This is a genomic window from Flavonifractor sp. An306, assembly GCF_002159455.1.
In the GTDB taxonomy this organism is placed as follows: domain Bacteria; phylum Bacillota; class Clostridia; order Oscillospirales; family Oscillospiraceae; genus Flavonifractor.
The window spans coordinates 1-16,569 of sequence record NZ_NFIQ01000074.1 but is presented as its reverse complement, the minus strand read 5'-3'; the positions used below and the strand labels follow the sequence as shown (position 1 = coordinate 16,569).

Here is a 16,569-nt window from a genome sequence, read left to right as displayed (position 1 = left end):
AAACAATACTACCTGGGGGCTGGCTACCCCAGATTGGTGATTTTCGTTTGACCAAAATTGGCGATTTTCTCCTGACCCGGAGTGGTTAATTTCGCCCGACCCTAACAACGTAAATTGTATAAGTAAGTGTAAGATACATTTTAATCCGCTAATTTTGAAAATATGGCGTCTAATTAAGCGTATGTCTCACGAATTGCAATATATAACTTGTGGTTATTTTGCGTGGATTAAAAATGTATTTTACATTATACGATACGGGGTGATACACTACAACTGCCAAGCTAAAGTTTAGATATCCGCCGCCTGGTTGGCCGGTACTGGATGCAACAATCGAAAAAGGAGGTATACAAATATGCAGCATCTGGGTGAATTTGATAAAATTATATATTCTGAGCAGGATGGCATTGCCACCATCGTCATGAATGCTCCAAGCAATCTCAATGCCATTGATGAGCAAATGGCTGATGAACTACTGGCCGCATTCCGGAAAGCAGAGCAAGATGTTAAAGTAAAGGTTGTTGTCCTAAAGGGATTGGACAAAGCATTCTCCGCCGGGGGCGACATTCGGTACTTCTATCAGCGCATTCAGGCCGGAGGAGAGATCAGTATAGACGAACTAATCGCTAAGGTAGGCGTTCTAGCAGACCATATGAAACGGATGGGGAAGCTAATCGTAGTTGCGGTTTCTGGACCGGCTGCTGGTGCAGGTGTCAGTTTAGCCTTGGGCGGAGATTTTGTAATCTGTGCGGATGACGCAAAATTTATCCTGGCTTTTGTCAATTTGGGATTGGTTCCCGATACCGGCGCTACTTACCTGCTATCCAAGAGTGTTGGAGCAGCACGGGCCTTAGCATTAGCCGCCACGGGCCGACCAGTGGATGCATTAGAAGCCCAATCTCTTGGGCTTGCTCATATGGTGGTACCCAAAGCGGAATTGGACGGAACTACCATGAAACTGGCTCGAGAGTTAGCAGCTGGCCCTCTTATTGCCTATCAAAATCTTAAAAAGCAAATTTATGATGTCAACTTCCGAGATTACCGTCGATGGCTTCTAGAAACTGAGATCCCTACCCAACATGCTTGTGGACAGTCAGAGGATTTTAAGGAGGGTGTCAAAGCTTTTATCGAAAAACGGGCACCCCGGTTTTTAGGATGTTGACCAATGCCTTTTCAGATACTTGGTCCAGTAAGCACTTCACTTTAATATTTAAAAAGGAGAATCATTATGGAATTCAAATTGAATGAGACACAAGAGTCAATCCAAAATCTGGCAAGGGACTTTGCGGAAAAGGTTCTCAGACCCCGTATCGATGACATTGAGGAAGTTGGTCACTTCCCTACCGATATTTACCAGCAAATGGCCGACACTGGGCTGCTTGGCATTGCATTTGATGAGAAGTACGGAGGTATTGGCGCCGGCTACGATAGCTTTGTACTGGCATTCGAAGAGCTGTCCAAGGTGTCCCCCAGTGCCGCTACCGCCCTGCTCATTACTCTGCTTCCCTTGGAGGCCATCAATCTCTTTGGCAGCGAGGAGCAGAAGCAGGCGTACATCGGCCCCAGCATTGAGGGAAAGCTCCGGGGCTCTATGGCGTTTACCGAGCCCAGCACTGGTTCCGATCCCAAGCAGTTGACCACCACCGCCCGGCTGGATGGTGACACCTGGGTGATCAGCGGCGTCAAGCGCTTTATCTCCAATGCCGCTTATGCCGGCCCCATGCTGCTTTACGCCAAAGAGGCCGAGACGGGCAAATGCACGGCTTTCCTGTTTGACAAGCCCATTGAGGGCTATTCCACTTCCACGCCTTGGGAGAAAGTTGGCCTGCTGGGCAGCCCCTGCTATGACGTATTTCTGGATGAGGTCCGTGTCCCTAACGACGACTTCCACATCCTGGGTAAGCGAGGAGACGGGTTTACCATTCTGAAGGCAACCACCGCCTATGGCAAGTTGGGCTTCTCCGCGGTCTTCCTGGGTGCTTTCGGCGGAGCTGTCAATGCGGCAAAGGACTACGTTACCACGAAAGTTCACCGGGACAGCACCATTACCAAATTCCAGGCGATTCAGATGAAGTTTGCCACCATGCTTTCCAAGTATGAGAGCTGCCGATACATGGTCTATAACTGCGCGGAGACGGCCAACGACCACAGCCGTCTGGAGGAAATGCTGGGGCAGTCCGCCCTGGTTAAGGCCTACGTAGGGGACACGGCGGTAGAAGGCTGTGTACTTGCCATGAACCTGATGGGTTCCTATGGTGTTATGAAGGAGTACCAGGCAGAGCGATTCCTGCGTGACGCGCTCATCGGGCCTCACGTGGAAGGCCAGACCGATGTGCAGCGGGTAATCGCCGCAGGCTATTATTTGAATCACTAAATCACAAAGACGAGGAGAGAGGTTGCATTATGAATCTTGCACCCGATGATATTGTAATTCTAAGCAGAGCCCGAACCCCTGTGGGCGATTTCCTCGGATCTTTAAAGGATGTCAGTTTGGTTGATTTGACTACCGCCGCTGGCCAGGCAGCCTTGGAGAGGGCGGGCGTATCCCCCGAAGAAATTGATGAGGTCGCCATGGGATGCCTTTACAAGCACGGAAACAAGGGCAATCCGGCCCGGCAGGTACAGCTCAAACTGGGATGTCCCTCCAGCGGCTGGGCTTATACGGTTGACCAGCAGTGTGCCTCGTCCATGAAAGCGTATGACTGTGCCTATCGCAGCCTCAAAACCGATGGCTGTCAGGTCGCCCTGGTTCTTGGCGGTGAAACCATGTCCCGGGCCCCCTATCTGACCTTGGGCGCCCGCGCCGGGTTCCGCATGGGAGATGTCAAAATGATTGACTCGCTCACTTATGACGGACTCGTTTGCGCAATGATGGGTTATCACATGGGCGTAACCGCAGAGAATCTGGCTCAGGAGTATGGGATTACCAGAGAGGAACAGGATGAGCTTGCTGTAATGAGCCATCAACGTGCCTGTGCGGCAATGGAGGCGGGCAAATTTGATGAAGAAATGGTCCCTATTGAAGTGAAGACAAAGAAGGGGACTGTTACCGTGGATCGGGATGAGCACCCCAAAAAGGGCACCACGATGGAAGTGCTGGGCAAGCTGAAGCCGGCCTTCTTGAAAGAAAATGGAACCGTAACCGCCGGAAATGCCTCTGGCATCAATGACGGGGCCGCCGCAGTGGTGCTGACTACTGCCGCCTATGCCCAGGCGCATGGGCTCCGGCCTCTCGCAAGGGTATTGTCAACAGTCAGTGCTGGTGTGGAGCCCCGCATTATGGGCATTGGCCCGGCGTACTCTATTCCAAAAGCTATCCGTGAGGCTGGCTTGACGGCGGATGACATTGACTACTATGAAATCAACGAGGCCTTCGCGGCGCAGTTCTTGGCCTGTAATCGCGAATTGAAGTTACCCATGGACAAGGTCAATGCCAACGGTTCCGGCATCGCAATCGGACACCCAGTGGGATGCACCGGAGTGAGAATCATTGTGGGATGTCTATCGGAATTGATTTATCGTCAGGCGAGATACGGAGTCGCATCCCTTTGTGTTGGCGGCGGTCCATCTATGGCGACAGTCATTGAGCGAATCCCCTGAATGCTTTGGAACGACGAATATTGGAGGTCATATAGATTATGAACATACTTGTTTGTGTCAAACAGGTTCCGGATACCACAGAAATCAAGATAAATCCGGAGACCAACACTCTGATGCGGGAGGGAGTGCCCAGCATCGTCAACACCTTTGACGCCTTCGCTTTGGAGGCGGCGGCCCGGATCAAGGACAAGGACCCCGACACCAAGATTGTGGTGGCCTCCATGGGTCCCGAGCAGGCCAAAAACGCCCTGAAAGAGTGCCTGGCTATCGCTGCCGACAAAGCCTACCTGGTCTCCGACCGCGTGTTCGGCGGGTCTGACACCCTGGCCACAAGCTACATTCTTTCCAACGCAGTTGGCAAGCTGGAGGAGCTGGAAGGCAAGTTTGATGCCATCTTCTGCGGCAAGCAGGCCATCGACGGCGACACCGCCCAGGTGGGCCCCGAGCTTGCCGAGCACCTGGGTCTGCCCCAAGTGACCTATGCCCTGGAAGCCGAGGTGGCCGACGGCAAGCTGAAAGTGCTGAAAGAGGGTCAGGACGGCAACATGGTCATCGGCGTTCAGATGCCCTGCGTGGTGACCTTCACCAAGCCCGCTTTCGATCCCCGCTATCCCACCATCAAGCGGAAGATGGCGGCCAACCGTGCTGAGATTCCTACCCTGACCTCTGCGGAATTCCCCGACATCGACGCTACCCGCATCGGCCTGAAGGGCTCTCCCACCCATGTGAAGAAGACCTTTGTGCCCCAGAAAAAGAAGGGCGGCATCAAGATCAAGGAAGAGACCAACGAGGAATCTGCGTGCAAGCTGGCGGCGCTGCTCAGCGACGCCCACGTGATTTAAGGGAGGGAGCGACATGGAAGCAAAGACCAAGGACCTGTGGGTCTATGTGGAAACCAAGGAGGACGGCTCCGCCAAGAACGTGGGCCTGGAGCTGCTGGGTCCCGGCCGGGACTTGGCGGACAAGCAGGGCGGCAAACTGGTGGCTATTGTCATCGGCAGCGGCGTGGACCAGGCGGTCAATGACGCCTCCGCCCAGGGTGCCAACCAGGTAATTGTGGTGGACGCCCCCGAATTCAAAGACTACACCACCGACGCCTATACCGCCGCCCTCTACCATTTGATTGAGAAGTACGGCCCCACCACCCTGCTTATCGGGGCCACCCCTGACGGCCGGGATCTGGGTCCCCGGCTGGCCTGCCGCATCAAGACCGGCCTGACCGCCGACTGTACTGCTCTGGATATAGACGAGGAGAGCGGCAACGTGGCCTGGACCCGTCCCGCCTTCGGCGGCAACCTGATGGCTACCATTTTGTGCCCGGACCACCGGCCCCAGATCGGCACCGTACGTCCCGGCGTGTTCAAAAAGTCCCCTCCGGCCGAACCCAAGGCTGAGATCATCCGTGAAGAATTCCACGTCCCACCCGAGCAGATCCGCACCGAGCTTCTGGAAATCATCCAGGAGACGGCCGGTGAGCTGGTGGACCTGGAGGGCGCGGACATCATCGTCTCCGGCGGTCGGGGTGTGGGCGGTCCTGAGGGCTTTGCCCCTGTCAAGGAGCTGGCCGAGGTGCTGGGCGCCACTGTGGGCGCCTCCCGCGCGGCTGTGGACGCTGGCTGGATCTCCCACGCCCACCAGGTGGGCCAGACGGGCAAGACTGTGGCTCCCAAGCTGTACATCGCCTGCGGTATCTCGGGCGCCATTCAGCATCTGGCTGGCATGAGCGGGTCAGACTGTATCGTGGCCATCAACAAGGATCCCGATGCCCCCATTTTTGACGTGGCGGACTACGGTATCGTGGGCAACCTCTTTGAGGTGCTACCCGCCCTCACCGAGGAGCTCAGGAAGCTCAAGGCGTAAGCCTTCCCAACCGTGTCAGGAGCAGCCCCGGGCAGATCCATTTGCTGCCTTCCTCCTAAATGGGTTGTTTCTTGTTTTGCGCTTTGAGCTGCCTTTTGCTGGGCAGCTCAAAGCCATATTCAGAGCTTGTAAATAATTTTGATAAATTTATATTTAGAAGGAGAACACACATGAATTTCCACTTTAACGAGGAAGAACAGGAAATCCTGGACATGCTGCACGACTTCTGTCTGAAAGAGGTAGCCCCTATCGCCGCCGAAATTGACGAGAACGAGCGCTTTCCAGAAGAAACCTGGCATAAGCTGGCCGAAATGGGTATGATGGGTGTGCCCTTTCCCGAGGAGTACGGTGGAGCCGGTCTGTCCTATGTCAACTACATCGGGGTGTGCGAGGAACTGGCCAAGCACTGCGCCACCACCTCCGTCATGGTGTCCGCCCACACCTCCTTGTGCTCCTGGCCCATCAGCGAGTTTGGTACCGAGGAGCAGAAACGGAAGTACCTGCTGCCTCTGGCCACCGGAGAGAAACTGGGTGCCTTCGGCCTCACCGAACCCGGTGCGGGCACCGATTCCGCCATGCAGAAGACCACGGCGGAGGATAAGGGAGACCACTGGCTGCTCAACGGCTCCAAGATTTTCATCACCAACGCCGGCTATGCGGACACATTTGTGATCTTCGCCATGACCGACAAGGAGAAGGGAAACCACGGCATTTCCGCCTTTATCGTAGAGAAGGGTTTCACCGGATTTAAGGTGGGTGCCCACGAGAAGAAGATGGGCATTCGCGGCTCCTCCACCTGTGAACTGGTCTTTGAGGACTGTATCGTGCCCAAGGAGAACCTGCTGGGCGAGCTGAACAAGGGATTCAAAATAGCCATGATGACCCTGGACGGGGGCCGCATTGGTATCGGGGCTCAGGCCCTGGGCATTGCTCAGGCGGCCATTGACGAATGCGTCAAGTATACCAAGGAACGCGTCCAGTTCGGCGAGCGAATTTCCCAGTTCCAGAACACCCAGTTCCAGTTGGCGGATATGCAGGCCCGGGTGGACGCGGCCCGATTGCTCATCTACCGGGCGGCCCAGGCCAAGCAGGACCACGAGCCCTACAGCCACCTGGCGGCTATGGGTAAGCTGTACGCCTCCGAAGCTGCCAGCAGCGTGACCCGCCGTTGCCTCCAGTTGGTGGGCGGCTATGGCTACACCCGGGAGTATCCCTTCGAGCGGTTCATGCGGGACGCCAAGATCACCGAGATCTACGAGGGTACCTCCGAGGTTCAGCGCATGGTCATCTCCGGCTGGATGGGCGTCAAGTGATACATGAATGCAATAGCTACGGACATAGTTAGGAGGTTTATCAATGAAATACGTAAGGCTTGAAATTAATGACCATATTGGAATCTTAACGATCGATCGACAGGAAGCCCTAAATGCATTGAACAGCCAAGTACTCAGCGAATTGGATCAAGTGCTTGACCAAGTAGCGGTAGACGACCAAATTTACGTCTTAATCCTCACAGGCGCAGGCCGCTCCTTTGTGGCCGGTGCTGACATCGGCGAGATGAAGAACTTCTCCTCTATCGACGGCAAACGCTTTGGCATCCACGGTGGCGCTGTGTTTCTTAAGCTGGAAAACATGGCAAAGCCGGTGATCGCGGCGGTAAATGGCTTTGCCCTGGGCGGCGGCTGCGAATTGTCCATGGCCTGCGACATCCGCCTAGCCAGTGATAAGGCCCGGTTTGGTCAGCCCGAGGTGGGCCTGGGTATCACCCCCGGCTTTGCCGGCACCCAGCGGTTGCCTCGCATCGTGGGCGTGAGCAAGGCCATGGAACTGATCCTCACTGCTAAGACCATCAAGGCTGACGAGGCCAAGGCCATCGGACTGGTCAGTGAGGTGTATCCTGCCGAGGAGTTGATGTCCAAGGCAATCGAGCTGGCGGAGGCCATCTGCGCCAACGCCCAGATCGCAGTGCAGGAGTCCAAGCGGTGCATCCGCATGGGGATGCAGACCGACATTACCACCGGCTCCGCCTTTGAGGCCGAGGCCTTCGGTGTCTGCTGTGGCACTGAGGACAAGAACGAGGGCATGGGTGCGTTTTTGGCAAAGCGAACGGAGAAGAACTTTAAAAACCGGTAATAGGAGACTGGATACAATGAAAAAAATAGTGGTCATTGGCGGCGGTATCATGGGTCTCGATATTGCACAGGTATTTGCCAAGGCAGACTTTAATGTGGTAATTAGGGATATCAGTGATGAGGTTATTCATAATGCTAAAGCCAGGCTGAACAATACCTTGGATAGGTATATAAGCAAGGGTAAGTTGGACGAAACTGGCAAGAAATTTCTCATTGATAAGATTATTTTTACAACCGACCTGATCTTGTCCGCCGACGCTGATCTGATTGTAGAAGCTGCCGTTGAGAATTTGGAGATTAAAAAACAGGTATTTGCTCAGTTAGATGCCATTTGCAAGCCAAGCACAATTTTTGCCTCCAACACTTCATCTATCTCTATTTCAGCGATAGCCGCCGCCACTAAGCGACCGGACAAATTCATTGGCATTCACTTTTTTAATCCGGCTGCTGTCATGAAACTGGTAGAAGTCATCCGCGGAGCTAATACTTCAGACGAAACCTTTGATACGGTTTTCAAATTAGTTAAAGCTATCGGTAAGGAGCCTGTATCTGTCCACGAAGCACCAGGTTTTGTTGTCAATAAAATTCTGGTGCCAATGATCAATGAGGCCTGTGATCTGGTCTATACTGGCGTGGCTTCTATAGAAGGTGTTGACACAGCCATGAAGCTGGGTGCCAACCACCCTATGGGGCCCTTGGCCTTGGCCGATTTAATCGGCTTGGATATTTGCTTGGCTGCGATGGACACGTTGTATAGTGAAACTCATGACTCTAAGTATCGTGCCTCACTATTGCTGCGCAAGATGGTGCGAGCTGGCTGGCTTGGCCGCAAAACCGGAAAAGGCTTCTATAATTACTCCGAATAGAGGTTGTTTAGGCCAGAGATATGTTAGTTTATACAACAAAATCTGTTTTGTAAATAGAGGATAATTATCGTAGCAACGATGAATTTGTCCTCTCCTTGGAGGTGCTAATTGTGAGCAAAATTAAAAGCATCGATGAAGCGCTTGACCTGATCCAGGATGGTGCAGTTGTTACAACATCTGGCTTTGTGCTCTGGGGCATGGCGGACTGGGTATTTAAGGCTGTTGAGGATCGCTTTTTGAAAACAGGACACCCAAACAATCTGGAGTGTGTATTTACCGGGAGCGCTGGGTCAGAAGGTTCCGGCTTCGACCGCTGGGCCCACGACGGACTTGTATCCAAAATTATTGCAGGCCATTTCGGCTTAAATCCTAATTTTTGCAAATATGTAAGTGGAAATAAATGCCAGGCGTATAATTGGCCACATGGGGCTATCCTGAACTCGTTTCGCGCCGCTATTTTAGGACAGAAGCATTTCATGAGCAAGATAGGTCTACAAACTTTCGTTGATCCTCGGCTAGAGGGTGGCAAGCTGAACCAGGTAACTACAGATGACCTAATCAGGGTAGTTGAATTTGAAGGCGAGGAGTGGCTATATTATCCTACACCTCAATTTGATATAGGTATCATCCGTGGGACAACTGCAGATCAGAATGGCAATATTTCGATCGAAGACGAATGTGGACCCATGAATATGCGTGATATTGCCATGGCGGTCAAAAGCTGTGGAGGCAAGGTAATTGTGCAGGTTAAAAATCTTTCCGCCAATAAGCTGACCGCAGATCGTATTGAAATTCCGGGTGCATTTGTAGATGCGGTTGTGGTCTGTGAAGAACCGGAAAAATATCACCGCCAAACGAAGGATATTTACTATTCACCGAGATACGCCGGACATATTGATATTCCTACGGATGAGGTGAAAGCTCTGCCGCTCGACCCTCGCAAAGTGATTGCTCGGCGGTGTGCAATGGAACTAAGGCCGAATTCCATCGTAAATCTTGGTATCGGCGTACCAGAGCTTGTGGCAAATATTGCGGCGGAAGAAGGGTTTGCCGATGAAGTAGTTATGAGTGTTGAGGCCGGTATGCTTGGAGGTGTTTTGGGATCTGGCGACACATTCGGATGCGCAGTTAATGCAATCGGACTGTTATCTATGGCCTATAATTTTGACCTATATGATGGCGGAAATTTGGGTATGGCGGTTCTTGGCCTTGCCGAATGTGATGCAGAGGGTAATATCAATGTGAGTAAATTTGGCCCAAAGCTTCCTGGTTGTGGCGGATTTATTGATATAACGCAGTCTACCCCCCTGGTGATCTTTGCTGGTACTTTTACAGCAAGTGGTGCAAAGCTCGAAACGGCAGACGGAGTATTGCGTATTCTGCAAGAGGGAAAGGTAAAGAAATTTAAGAATACAGTTCAGCAGATTACTTTTAGTGGAGAGTATGCTGCTTCTTCTGGGCAAAAGGTACTCTATGTCACAGAGCGGGCGGTCTTGGAACTGACGAAAGATGGACTGATGCTGACTGAGATTGCCCCCGGTGTTGACCTACAGAGAGATGTTTTGGATCAGATGGAATTTAAGCCGTTAATTGCAGAAGACCTCAAAATAATGGATGCAAGGATTTTTACTGATTGTAAGATGGGATTCTATCCTAATCACTGCGGTATATGATTGCAAGTCCTATCATACATCGTTATGGTCACTCAGCGACCTGGCGAGTTCATTGGTATGCGCTTTTTCAGCCCCATCACCGTCATAAAAATGATGAGGTTCACCCAGGGCACTTATACCTCTGACGAAACCTTCGCCAACGTCGCTGAGCTGTCCAAGTTCATCGGCAAGGAGCCTGCTGAGGTCAACCAGGTCCCCAGTTCCGTGGTGAACAAGATTTTAATCTCCACTGTCAACGGGGTCTGCGACTTGGTGTATACCGGGTTTGCTAGTGTGGAGGGCCTGGACACGGCCATGAAGCTGGGCATCAACCACCCTATGATCCCCTGGCCTTGAACGATCTGGTGGTACTGGACGTGTACCTATCCATCATGGACACCATTTGCAGTGGAACCTACGACCCTAAGTACTGCGCTTCCCTGCTGATGTGCAAGACGGTCCGGGCCGGCAAGCTGGGCCGCAAGACCGGAATGGGTTTCTTTGACTACCGGAAGTAAGGAGAGCTTATGGACTATCAAGCAATCTACCAGGAAAAGCTGACTGCTGCCGATGAGGCGGTGAAGGCGGTGAAGTCCGGGGACTGGGTGGACTACGGCTGGTGTACCAACCACCCGGTGGCCTTGGACGCGGCTTTGGCAGCCCGGAAGGACGAGCTGCACGACGTAAAGGTGCGGGGCGGCGTCACCATGTGGATGCCGGAGATCTGTAGGGCGGAGGACGCGGGGGAGCACTTCGCCTGGCACGCCTGGCACATGAGCGGTGTGGATCGAAAAATTGCCACCAAGGGCATGGGGTATTTTATTCCCATGCGCTACTCGGAGCTGCCCCGGTTCTACCGAGAGGAAATCCGGGTGGACGTGGCCATGCTCCAAGTCACCCCTATGGACAGCCACGGTAACTTCAACTTCGGCCTGGCCGCTTCTCACCTGGCGGATATGCTGGAGAAGGCCAGGATCATCATTCTGGAGGTTAACCGCAATCTCCCCTGGGTGAATGCGCTCAACGGCTGCGAGATCAACATCAGAGATGTGGACTATGTGGTGGAGGGGGACAATCCGCCGGTGGCCCAGCTGGGGGGCGGCGGAGAACCCACCGAGGTGGATAAGGCGGTGGCCAATCTGGTGGTGCCCCAGATCCCCAACGGGGCCTGTCTCCAGTTGGGTATCGGCGGGATGCCCAACACCATCGGCTCCATGATCGCCCAGTCCGATCTGAAGGACCTGGGTGTTCACACCGAGATGTATGTGGATGCCTTTGTGGATATCGCAAAGGCGGGCAAGATAACCGGCAAGCACAAGAACCTGGATAAGGGGCGGCAGGTGTTTGCCTTTGGTGCGGGCACCCAGAAGCTCTACGATTATGTCAATCACAACCCAGAGGTGATGGGGGCGCCGGTGGACTACACCAACGACGTCCATGTGATCGCCCAGCTGGACAACTTTATCTCCATTAACAATGCGGTGGACGTAGATTTGTTTGGACAGGTGAACGCGGAGAGCGCTGGGCTGAAGCACATCTCGGGTACCGGCGGGCAGTTGGACTTTGTGCTGGGTGCCTATCTGTCCAAGGGCGGAAAGAGCTTCATCTGCTTGTCCTCCACCATGGTGGGGAAGGACGGTCAGCTGAAGAGCCGGATCGTGCCTACCCTGACCAACGGTTCCATCGTCACCGATCCCCGATCCACCATCCACTACCTGGTGACAGAGTACGGCATGGTGAACCTCAAAGGTGCCTCCACCTGGGAACGGGCAGAGAAGGTTATCTCTATCGCCCACCCCAATTTCCGGGAGGAACTGATTCAACAAGCTGAGAAGATGGGCATCTGGCGGAGAAGCAATCAGTAGGCAGAGAAAAGACTGAGAGAGTCCTGTGGTGCTATGGTTCTATGGCCATAGCACCACGGGACTTTTTTATTCAAAGTTGGCCCGGTAGCTATGCATAATGTATAAATCTTGGCTGCCCAATCGTACATAATGCTGAAACTACAAAAAGATCAAAAAATTTTTTTAAACCGGAAAAGAACCTTCCGCTTTAACCGTTACACTTCTAATCACAGGGCGAGACGAGGCGGTGAGAGAGATGAGCCCGTCGGAACGGAGAAGCGCAATCCTTCGACTTTTATGTAAGCGAAGGCATGAAACGGCAACAAACCTTGCAGAGGAATTCGGCGTTTCTGAGCGGACAATCCGTGCTGATTTGGTGATTCTCTCTTGCTATTATCCCATTCAGGTCTTGCGAGGCCGCTATGGCGGCGGTGCCAGTCTGCCAAATTGGTTTCACATGGAGAGTAAAACATTATCTCCAAAGCAGGAAGCGCTTCTGCGTAAGTTGCGTGGAACATTGGATGGGGATGATCTTCAGGTTTTGAATAGCATTCTGGCCCAATTTGCTCTGTACTGGGAGTATCGATAATCTGTCGATGTTTACTTCCGATTCCTTGAAAACTGAATATCCGGCAACGGGATACGTCCGCTGATGAGAGGTCCTTGAGGAAGGACCAAAGCGACGCTGGAGGATGCGCCAAGACCACCTGTGCAGATACCTGCATCAAAGACGGCCGAGGAAGGTGCAGAGCGGTACCCATCCGTCCCAAAGCAGCCTGTGGCGGGCTGTTTCGCATTGCGGCCGATGATACCGGCCCGACCCTCGTCAGCAATCTGATAATGATACTCCTGTCCAGCCACAGCCACAAGCAATGGGGGCAGCTCGGAGAGATCCTCGGAGGGGTGAGATTCCCGTGATGCGCGCCAGCGCAGTCCGTCTGTTGCCGCCCTGACACCTGGGGGAGTAGTGTCGAATACAGGTGCGACAAGATTGCTTTTAAAAATGACAATAGGCCGCTCCCTGCCTGGGGGCGGCCTTCGTAGTATTCTGATTGGAGGTAAGTACATGGAATCTGAGAAGCTACAGTTGAGTGACTTTCCGGATTTCTTTACACCGGATATGCTGTCCGCTGTTTTGCCGGTTTCCAAGTCTACCCTCTATCGTGCGCTGCGGCAGGGAACCATTCCCTGCTTAAGAGTGGGGAAACGGTTCATCCTCTCTCGAACCCACCTGGAGCGGTGGCTGGAAGAAGGTTTGTGTAAGAAGGGGGTGTAAGCTTCGTGGCAAGGCGGATGAAAGGGGAGGGCTCCCTCTACCAGACGAAGGAGAAAACCTGGGTTTGCCAGTATTATGATACCGACGGGAACCGCCATACGAAGAGGTTCCAACGTAAGACGGATGGCAGGGCGTTTCTGGACGGATTAAAAGAACAGTATGCGATACCTCAAAACCTGGGACGGCCTTCCAGCGCTGAGCACAGCCCATCTGGCCCTACGATAGGGAAGTGGATGGATCAATGGCTGGAGACCTATGCAAGGCCCACCGTAAAGCTTTCCACCTATTGCAGCTATGAGATGATGACCCGTGTCCATGTCAAGCCGTCGTTGGGGGACATCCCGTTGGCAAAGCTGGATCCGGTGACCCTACAGGAATTCTTTAACCAGAAGCACAGCACTGGCAAAACCACGGGGGAGGGTGGCCTGTCTGCCAAAACCCTGCGGAACCTGCGCAATATGCTGCACCTGTCCTTTGAGCAGGCCAGGAAAAACGGACTGCTCCGGAGAAATCTGGTGGAAGGGGTACGTCTCCCTAAGGATCCTAAGAAGGAGATGCGGGTACTAAGTAAGGAGGAGCAGCGGCGCTTGATGCTGGCCTGCCGGGCCATGCCGGAGCCTGCCTCCTTTGGAGTAATCTTTACCCTCTTTACCGGCCTGCGGATGGGGGAAGTGTGCGGCCTGCGCTGGGACAATGTGAATATGGAAGAACGGCAGTTCCTGGTCTGCGAGACCCGGAACCGGCTGCCCAACCACGACGATTCCATCGAAACCTCCACCAGCGTCTGCACCGTTTCAACCACAAAGACCGATCATTCCAGACGCATTGTCTATCTCTGTGATGAACTTTACCAGGAGCTATCCCGGTACCGGGAGATCCAGTTCTCGATCATGGAGCAATACCCCGGCTACAATGCCGGGCGCTACGTCTTTTGTCAGGAAAACGGGGACCCCTATGAGCCCAGAACCTATCAGGATCTTTTCAAACGGTGCGTATCCCGGGCGGGCATCCCCAGCGCCAATTTTCATTCTCTGCGCCACACCTTTGCCACCAGAGCTCTGGAGCAGGGGATGGATCCTGTGACCCTCTCCAAGCTTCTGGGCCATGCCAACGCCTCTATTACCCTGGATAAGTACGGGCACTCCTTTGAGTCCCAGAAGCGGGCCAGCATCGAGCTGATGGGTTCCCTCTATGAGCCTTTGCAGAAGCCGCCGACAGGGCCGGTGATGGACTTTTAGCATCAGCAGAGGCAAAAATAAGCATCACATAAGCAGCGGATAAGCATCAGCCGAAAAAACAGGTAACTTTTCAAATAAAAAACACCTGATTTCTTGCGAAATCAGGTGTTTTTCTGGTTGCGGGGGAAGGATTTGAACCTTCGACCTCCGGGTTATGAGAGATAATGACAAATACTGGGAAATAATAATTATTGGTCAAGGACACATTTCTTTTCCTATACTGTCCTAACTTTTATTCATTTCATTCATTTTCACCTTACAAAAAAGTGAGAAATAAGTGAGAATTTTTCATTCTCACCCATTTCTCACCCTATTTTTAATCTTCTTTACTCACCTTGCCAGTAAACAGGTCGTTATATTCATCTGCCGTTGCACGCTGCGTTTTCTTGTAGACATGGCCGTATATCTCTTCTGTGGTGCGTGTGTTTTGGTGTCCCGCTCTGTCGGCCACCATTTTAATGTTGACGCCTTTGTTAATCAGGTAGCTGATACTGGTGTGTCGCACCTGATGGAGCGTAATCTTGGGCAGCTGGTACTTCTCCAGGAAACGGGTAAACCATGTGCTGATCACATCGGGCAGCATTGGCCCGCCTGCTTGTGTTACTTTACCGTCTGACAGAGACACAAATACATACCCGCTGTCCTCCCACCCCATCAGGTAAAATACCTTTTGGCGTTCCTCCAAATATGCTTGCAGCTCCTGCATGACAGCCTCGGGCATATCTACAACTTTGGTAGAATCCCCGTTTTTCAAACGATTTTGGAAATAAAGCCCCTTGTCCGGCGCATAGTGGCCGGTCTGACTTATGGTGATGGTATTGCGGACAAAATCCACCTTGTCCACCGTTAAACCAATCAGCTCACTTCTGCGGCAAGCGCTGGCAAGAGCCAACCAGATATACATTTTGTGCATGAGGTCATTAAAAATTCTGACCTGCTGCCTGCGGTATGCTTCATCAGGAGAGAGCTTATCGTATCGGCAGCTAAATTTTGCAATGGTTTCCTGACACTCCAGCTCTAAGCACTCCAGTAAACGCTGAATTTCATCCTCCTCATAGTATTTTGCTTCCTGCTTATGTACTTTCGGTGTGTCGACCCGGATACAAGGGTTTACATCTAACATTTCCCAGTGAATTGCTACATTCAGCAACCTTTGAATTAGCATATAATGGTCATGAATTGTCTTTTCACTGTATCCACCGGGCTTTCCATCTGTCCGAACCCCATCTTGACTGAGTGTCCTCAGATACTGCTCAATATTTAGGGCCTTGATATCCCGTATCTTCATTCTGCCAAAGTACGGGAGCATAAAGTTTCTCAGCATCCCCTCATAGCGCTCCCGAGTCTTTAATACGATCTCTTTATCATATCGGTCGGACTCTCTCCACTTGTCCACCAAATCAGAGAATGTGGAGGCATTGCTGGGCTGTATCTGCTGTCCACGCTTGAAGTCAACCTCCATAGCCTGTGCCTGTCTCTCTGCGTCTTTCTTGGACTTGGCATAGATTGTCTTTGAAGTACGGTTGACCCGTCCATCAGGCTTAAAGCCATCACAAATAAATATTCTGTATTTTCCATTCCCTTGGTCTTTTATGCTTGCCATGTCACTTATCCTCCTTACGATAGTTTTTCTTCTCCTGATCTGCAATCCAATCCATCAGGGCAGCCCTGGTAAACAGATACCGTGAGCCTACCCGATAGAAAGGAATGCGATTTCCTCTTGCCAACTCCTTGACGGTGTAAGCACTACAACCAATCAAGTCAGCGGCCTCCTGCGGAGTTAGCCCCCGCTCTTTGATATTCTCCATTGTGATGTATAACCTCCTAGTTTATGGTTTAGCTACATCACTTAATATCAATAGGCTTGATTTTAGGGCATACACCTGAACCAAAGAATCTATCTCCCCACCCAGCTTGATTGAGTGGGGAGATTTGTTCTCTTAGTCCATCAACAACAGGAAAAACAGGAGCATACGGAAAAACACCCCAACAATTATAGCCATGGTGAGCATACCCATCATAAAAGCAAGTATCAGCCCCATAAACAAGCACCCCCTTTCGTTGGTGCCTTATGGTAACGCTGATGGTAAAAATAAACTAGTCT

At 52.3% G+C, this 16,569-nt stretch carries 17 protein-coding genes; 15 read left to right on the top strand and 2 right to left on the bottom strand.

The window, feature by feature from the left end:
* Window positions 1-352: 352 nt before the first annotated feature.
* The 15 genes from B5F88_RS15520 (at window position 353) to B5F88_RS15455 (ending at window position 14,465) form a co-directional block, all read left to right on the top strand.
* Window positions 353-1,159, top strand: coding sequence for an enoyl-CoA hydratase/isomerase family protein (locus B5F88_RS15520; protein WP_087347930.1), 807 nt, complete (start codon window positions 353-355; stop codon window positions 1,157-1,159).
* A gap of 66 nt (window positions 1,160-1,225) precedes the next feature.
* Window positions 1,226-2,371, top strand: coding sequence for an acyl-CoA dehydrogenase family protein (locus tag B5F88_RS15515; protein WP_087347928.1), 1,146 nt, complete (start codon window positions 1,226-1,228; stop codon window positions 2,369-2,371).
* A gap of 29 nt (window positions 2,372-2,400) precedes the next feature.
* On the top strand, window positions 2,401-3,597 hold the full coding sequence (locus B5F88_RS15510; RefSeq protein ID WP_087347926.1) for a thiolase family protein: 1,197 nt from the start codon (window positions 2,401-2,403) through the stop codon (window positions 3,595-3,597).
* 38 nt (window positions 3,598-3,635) lie between these two features.
* Window positions 3,636-4,439: an electron transfer flavoprotein subunit beta/FixA family protein gene (locus tag B5F88_RS15505; protein WP_087347924.1), complete on the top strand. Its 804-nt coding sequence runs from the start codon at window positions 3,636-3,638 to the stop codon at window positions 4,437-4,439.
* A 13-nt stretch (window positions 4,440-4,452) separates the two neighbouring features.
* On the top strand, window positions 4,453-5,457 hold the full coding sequence (locus B5F88_RS15500; protein ID WP_087347923.1) for an electron transfer flavoprotein subunit alpha/FixB family protein: 1,005 nt from the start codon (window positions 4,453-4,455) through the stop codon (window positions 5,455-5,457).
* 170 nt (window positions 5,458-5,627) lie between these two features.
* Window positions 5,628-6,770: an acyl-CoA dehydrogenase gene (locus B5F88_RS15495; protein WP_087347921.1), complete on the top strand. Its 1,143-nt coding sequence runs from the start codon at window positions 5,628-5,630 to the stop codon at window positions 6,768-6,770.
* Window positions 6,771-6,813: 43 nt separating this feature from the next.
* On the top strand, window positions 6,814-7,590 hold the full coding sequence (locus B5F88_RS15490; RefSeq protein ID WP_087347920.1) for an enoyl-CoA hydratase-related protein: 777 nt from the start codon (window positions 6,814-6,816) through the stop codon (window positions 7,588-7,590).
* Between the two features lie 16 nt (window positions 7,591-7,606).
* Complete coding sequence (locus B5F88_RS15485) at window positions 7,607-8,455, top strand: 3-hydroxybutyryl-CoA dehydrogenase (RefSeq protein ID WP_087347918.1); 849 nt, start codon at window positions 7,607-7,609, stop codon at window positions 8,453-8,455.
* Between the two features lie 110 nt (window positions 8,456-8,565).
* Complete coding sequence (locus B5F88_RS15480) at window positions 8,566-10,128, top strand: CoA-transferase (protein WP_242959827.1); 1,563 nt, start codon at window positions 8,566-8,568, stop codon at window positions 10,126-10,128.
* 57 nt (window positions 10,129-10,185) lie between these two features.
* Complete coding sequence (locus B5F88_RS21565) at window positions 10,186-10,464, top strand: 3-hydroxyacyl-CoA dehydrogenase family protein (protein WP_242959826.1); 279 nt, start codon at window positions 10,186-10,188, stop codon at window positions 10,462-10,464.
* The gene (locus tag B5F88_RS21560; RefSeq protein ID WP_242959825.1) at window positions 10,461-10,625 is read left to right on the top strand and encodes a 3-hydroxyacyl-CoA dehydrogenase family protein; all 165 of its coding nucleotides are present in this window, start codon (window positions 10,461-10,463) and stop codon (window positions 10,623-10,625) included. Before B5F88_RS21565 ends, B5F88_RS21560 begins: the two co-directional genes overlap by 4 nt.
* Window positions 10,626-10,634: 9 nt before the next feature.
* The gene (locus B5F88_RS15470; protein ID WP_087347917.1) at window positions 10,635-11,972 is read left to right on the top strand and encodes a butyryl-CoA:acetate CoA-transferase; all 1,338 of its coding nucleotides are present in this window, start codon (window positions 10,635-10,637) and stop codon (window positions 11,970-11,972) included.
* Window positions 11,973-12,207: 235 nt separating this feature from the next.
* On the top strand, window positions 12,208-12,540 hold the full coding sequence (locus tag B5F88_RS15465; RefSeq protein ID WP_087347915.1) for an HTH domain-containing protein: 333 nt from the start codon (window positions 12,208-12,210) through the stop codon (window positions 12,538-12,540).
* Window positions 12,541-13,017: 477 nt separating this feature from the next.
* Complete coding sequence (locus B5F88_RS15460) at window positions 13,018-13,227, top strand: helix-turn-helix domain-containing protein (RefSeq protein WP_162612208.1); 210 nt, start codon at window positions 13,018-13,020, stop codon at window positions 13,225-13,227.
* Window positions 13,228-13,244: 17 nt separating this feature from the next.
* Window positions 13,245-14,465, top strand: a complete 1,221-nt coding sequence (locus tag B5F88_RS15455) for a site-specific integrase (protein ID WP_087347912.1) — start codon at window positions 13,245-13,247, stop codon at window positions 14,463-14,465.
* A gap of 316 nt (window positions 14,466-14,781) precedes the next feature.
* Here B5F88_RS15455 and B5F88_RS15450 read toward each other — a convergent pair whose 3' ends face one another.
* Complete coding sequence (locus tag B5F88_RS15450) at window positions 14,782-16,068, bottom strand: tyrosine-type recombinase/integrase (protein ID WP_087347910.1); 1,287 nt, start codon at window positions 16,066-16,068, stop codon at window positions 14,782-14,784.
* A 1-nt stretch (window position 16,069) separates the two neighbouring features.
* Complete coding sequence (locus B5F88_RS15445; protein WP_087347908.1) at window positions 16,070-16,273, bottom strand: helix-turn-helix domain-containing protein; 204 nt, start codon at window positions 16,271-16,273, stop codon at window positions 16,070-16,072.
* Between the last annotated feature and the right edge of the window lie 296 nt (window positions 16,274-16,569).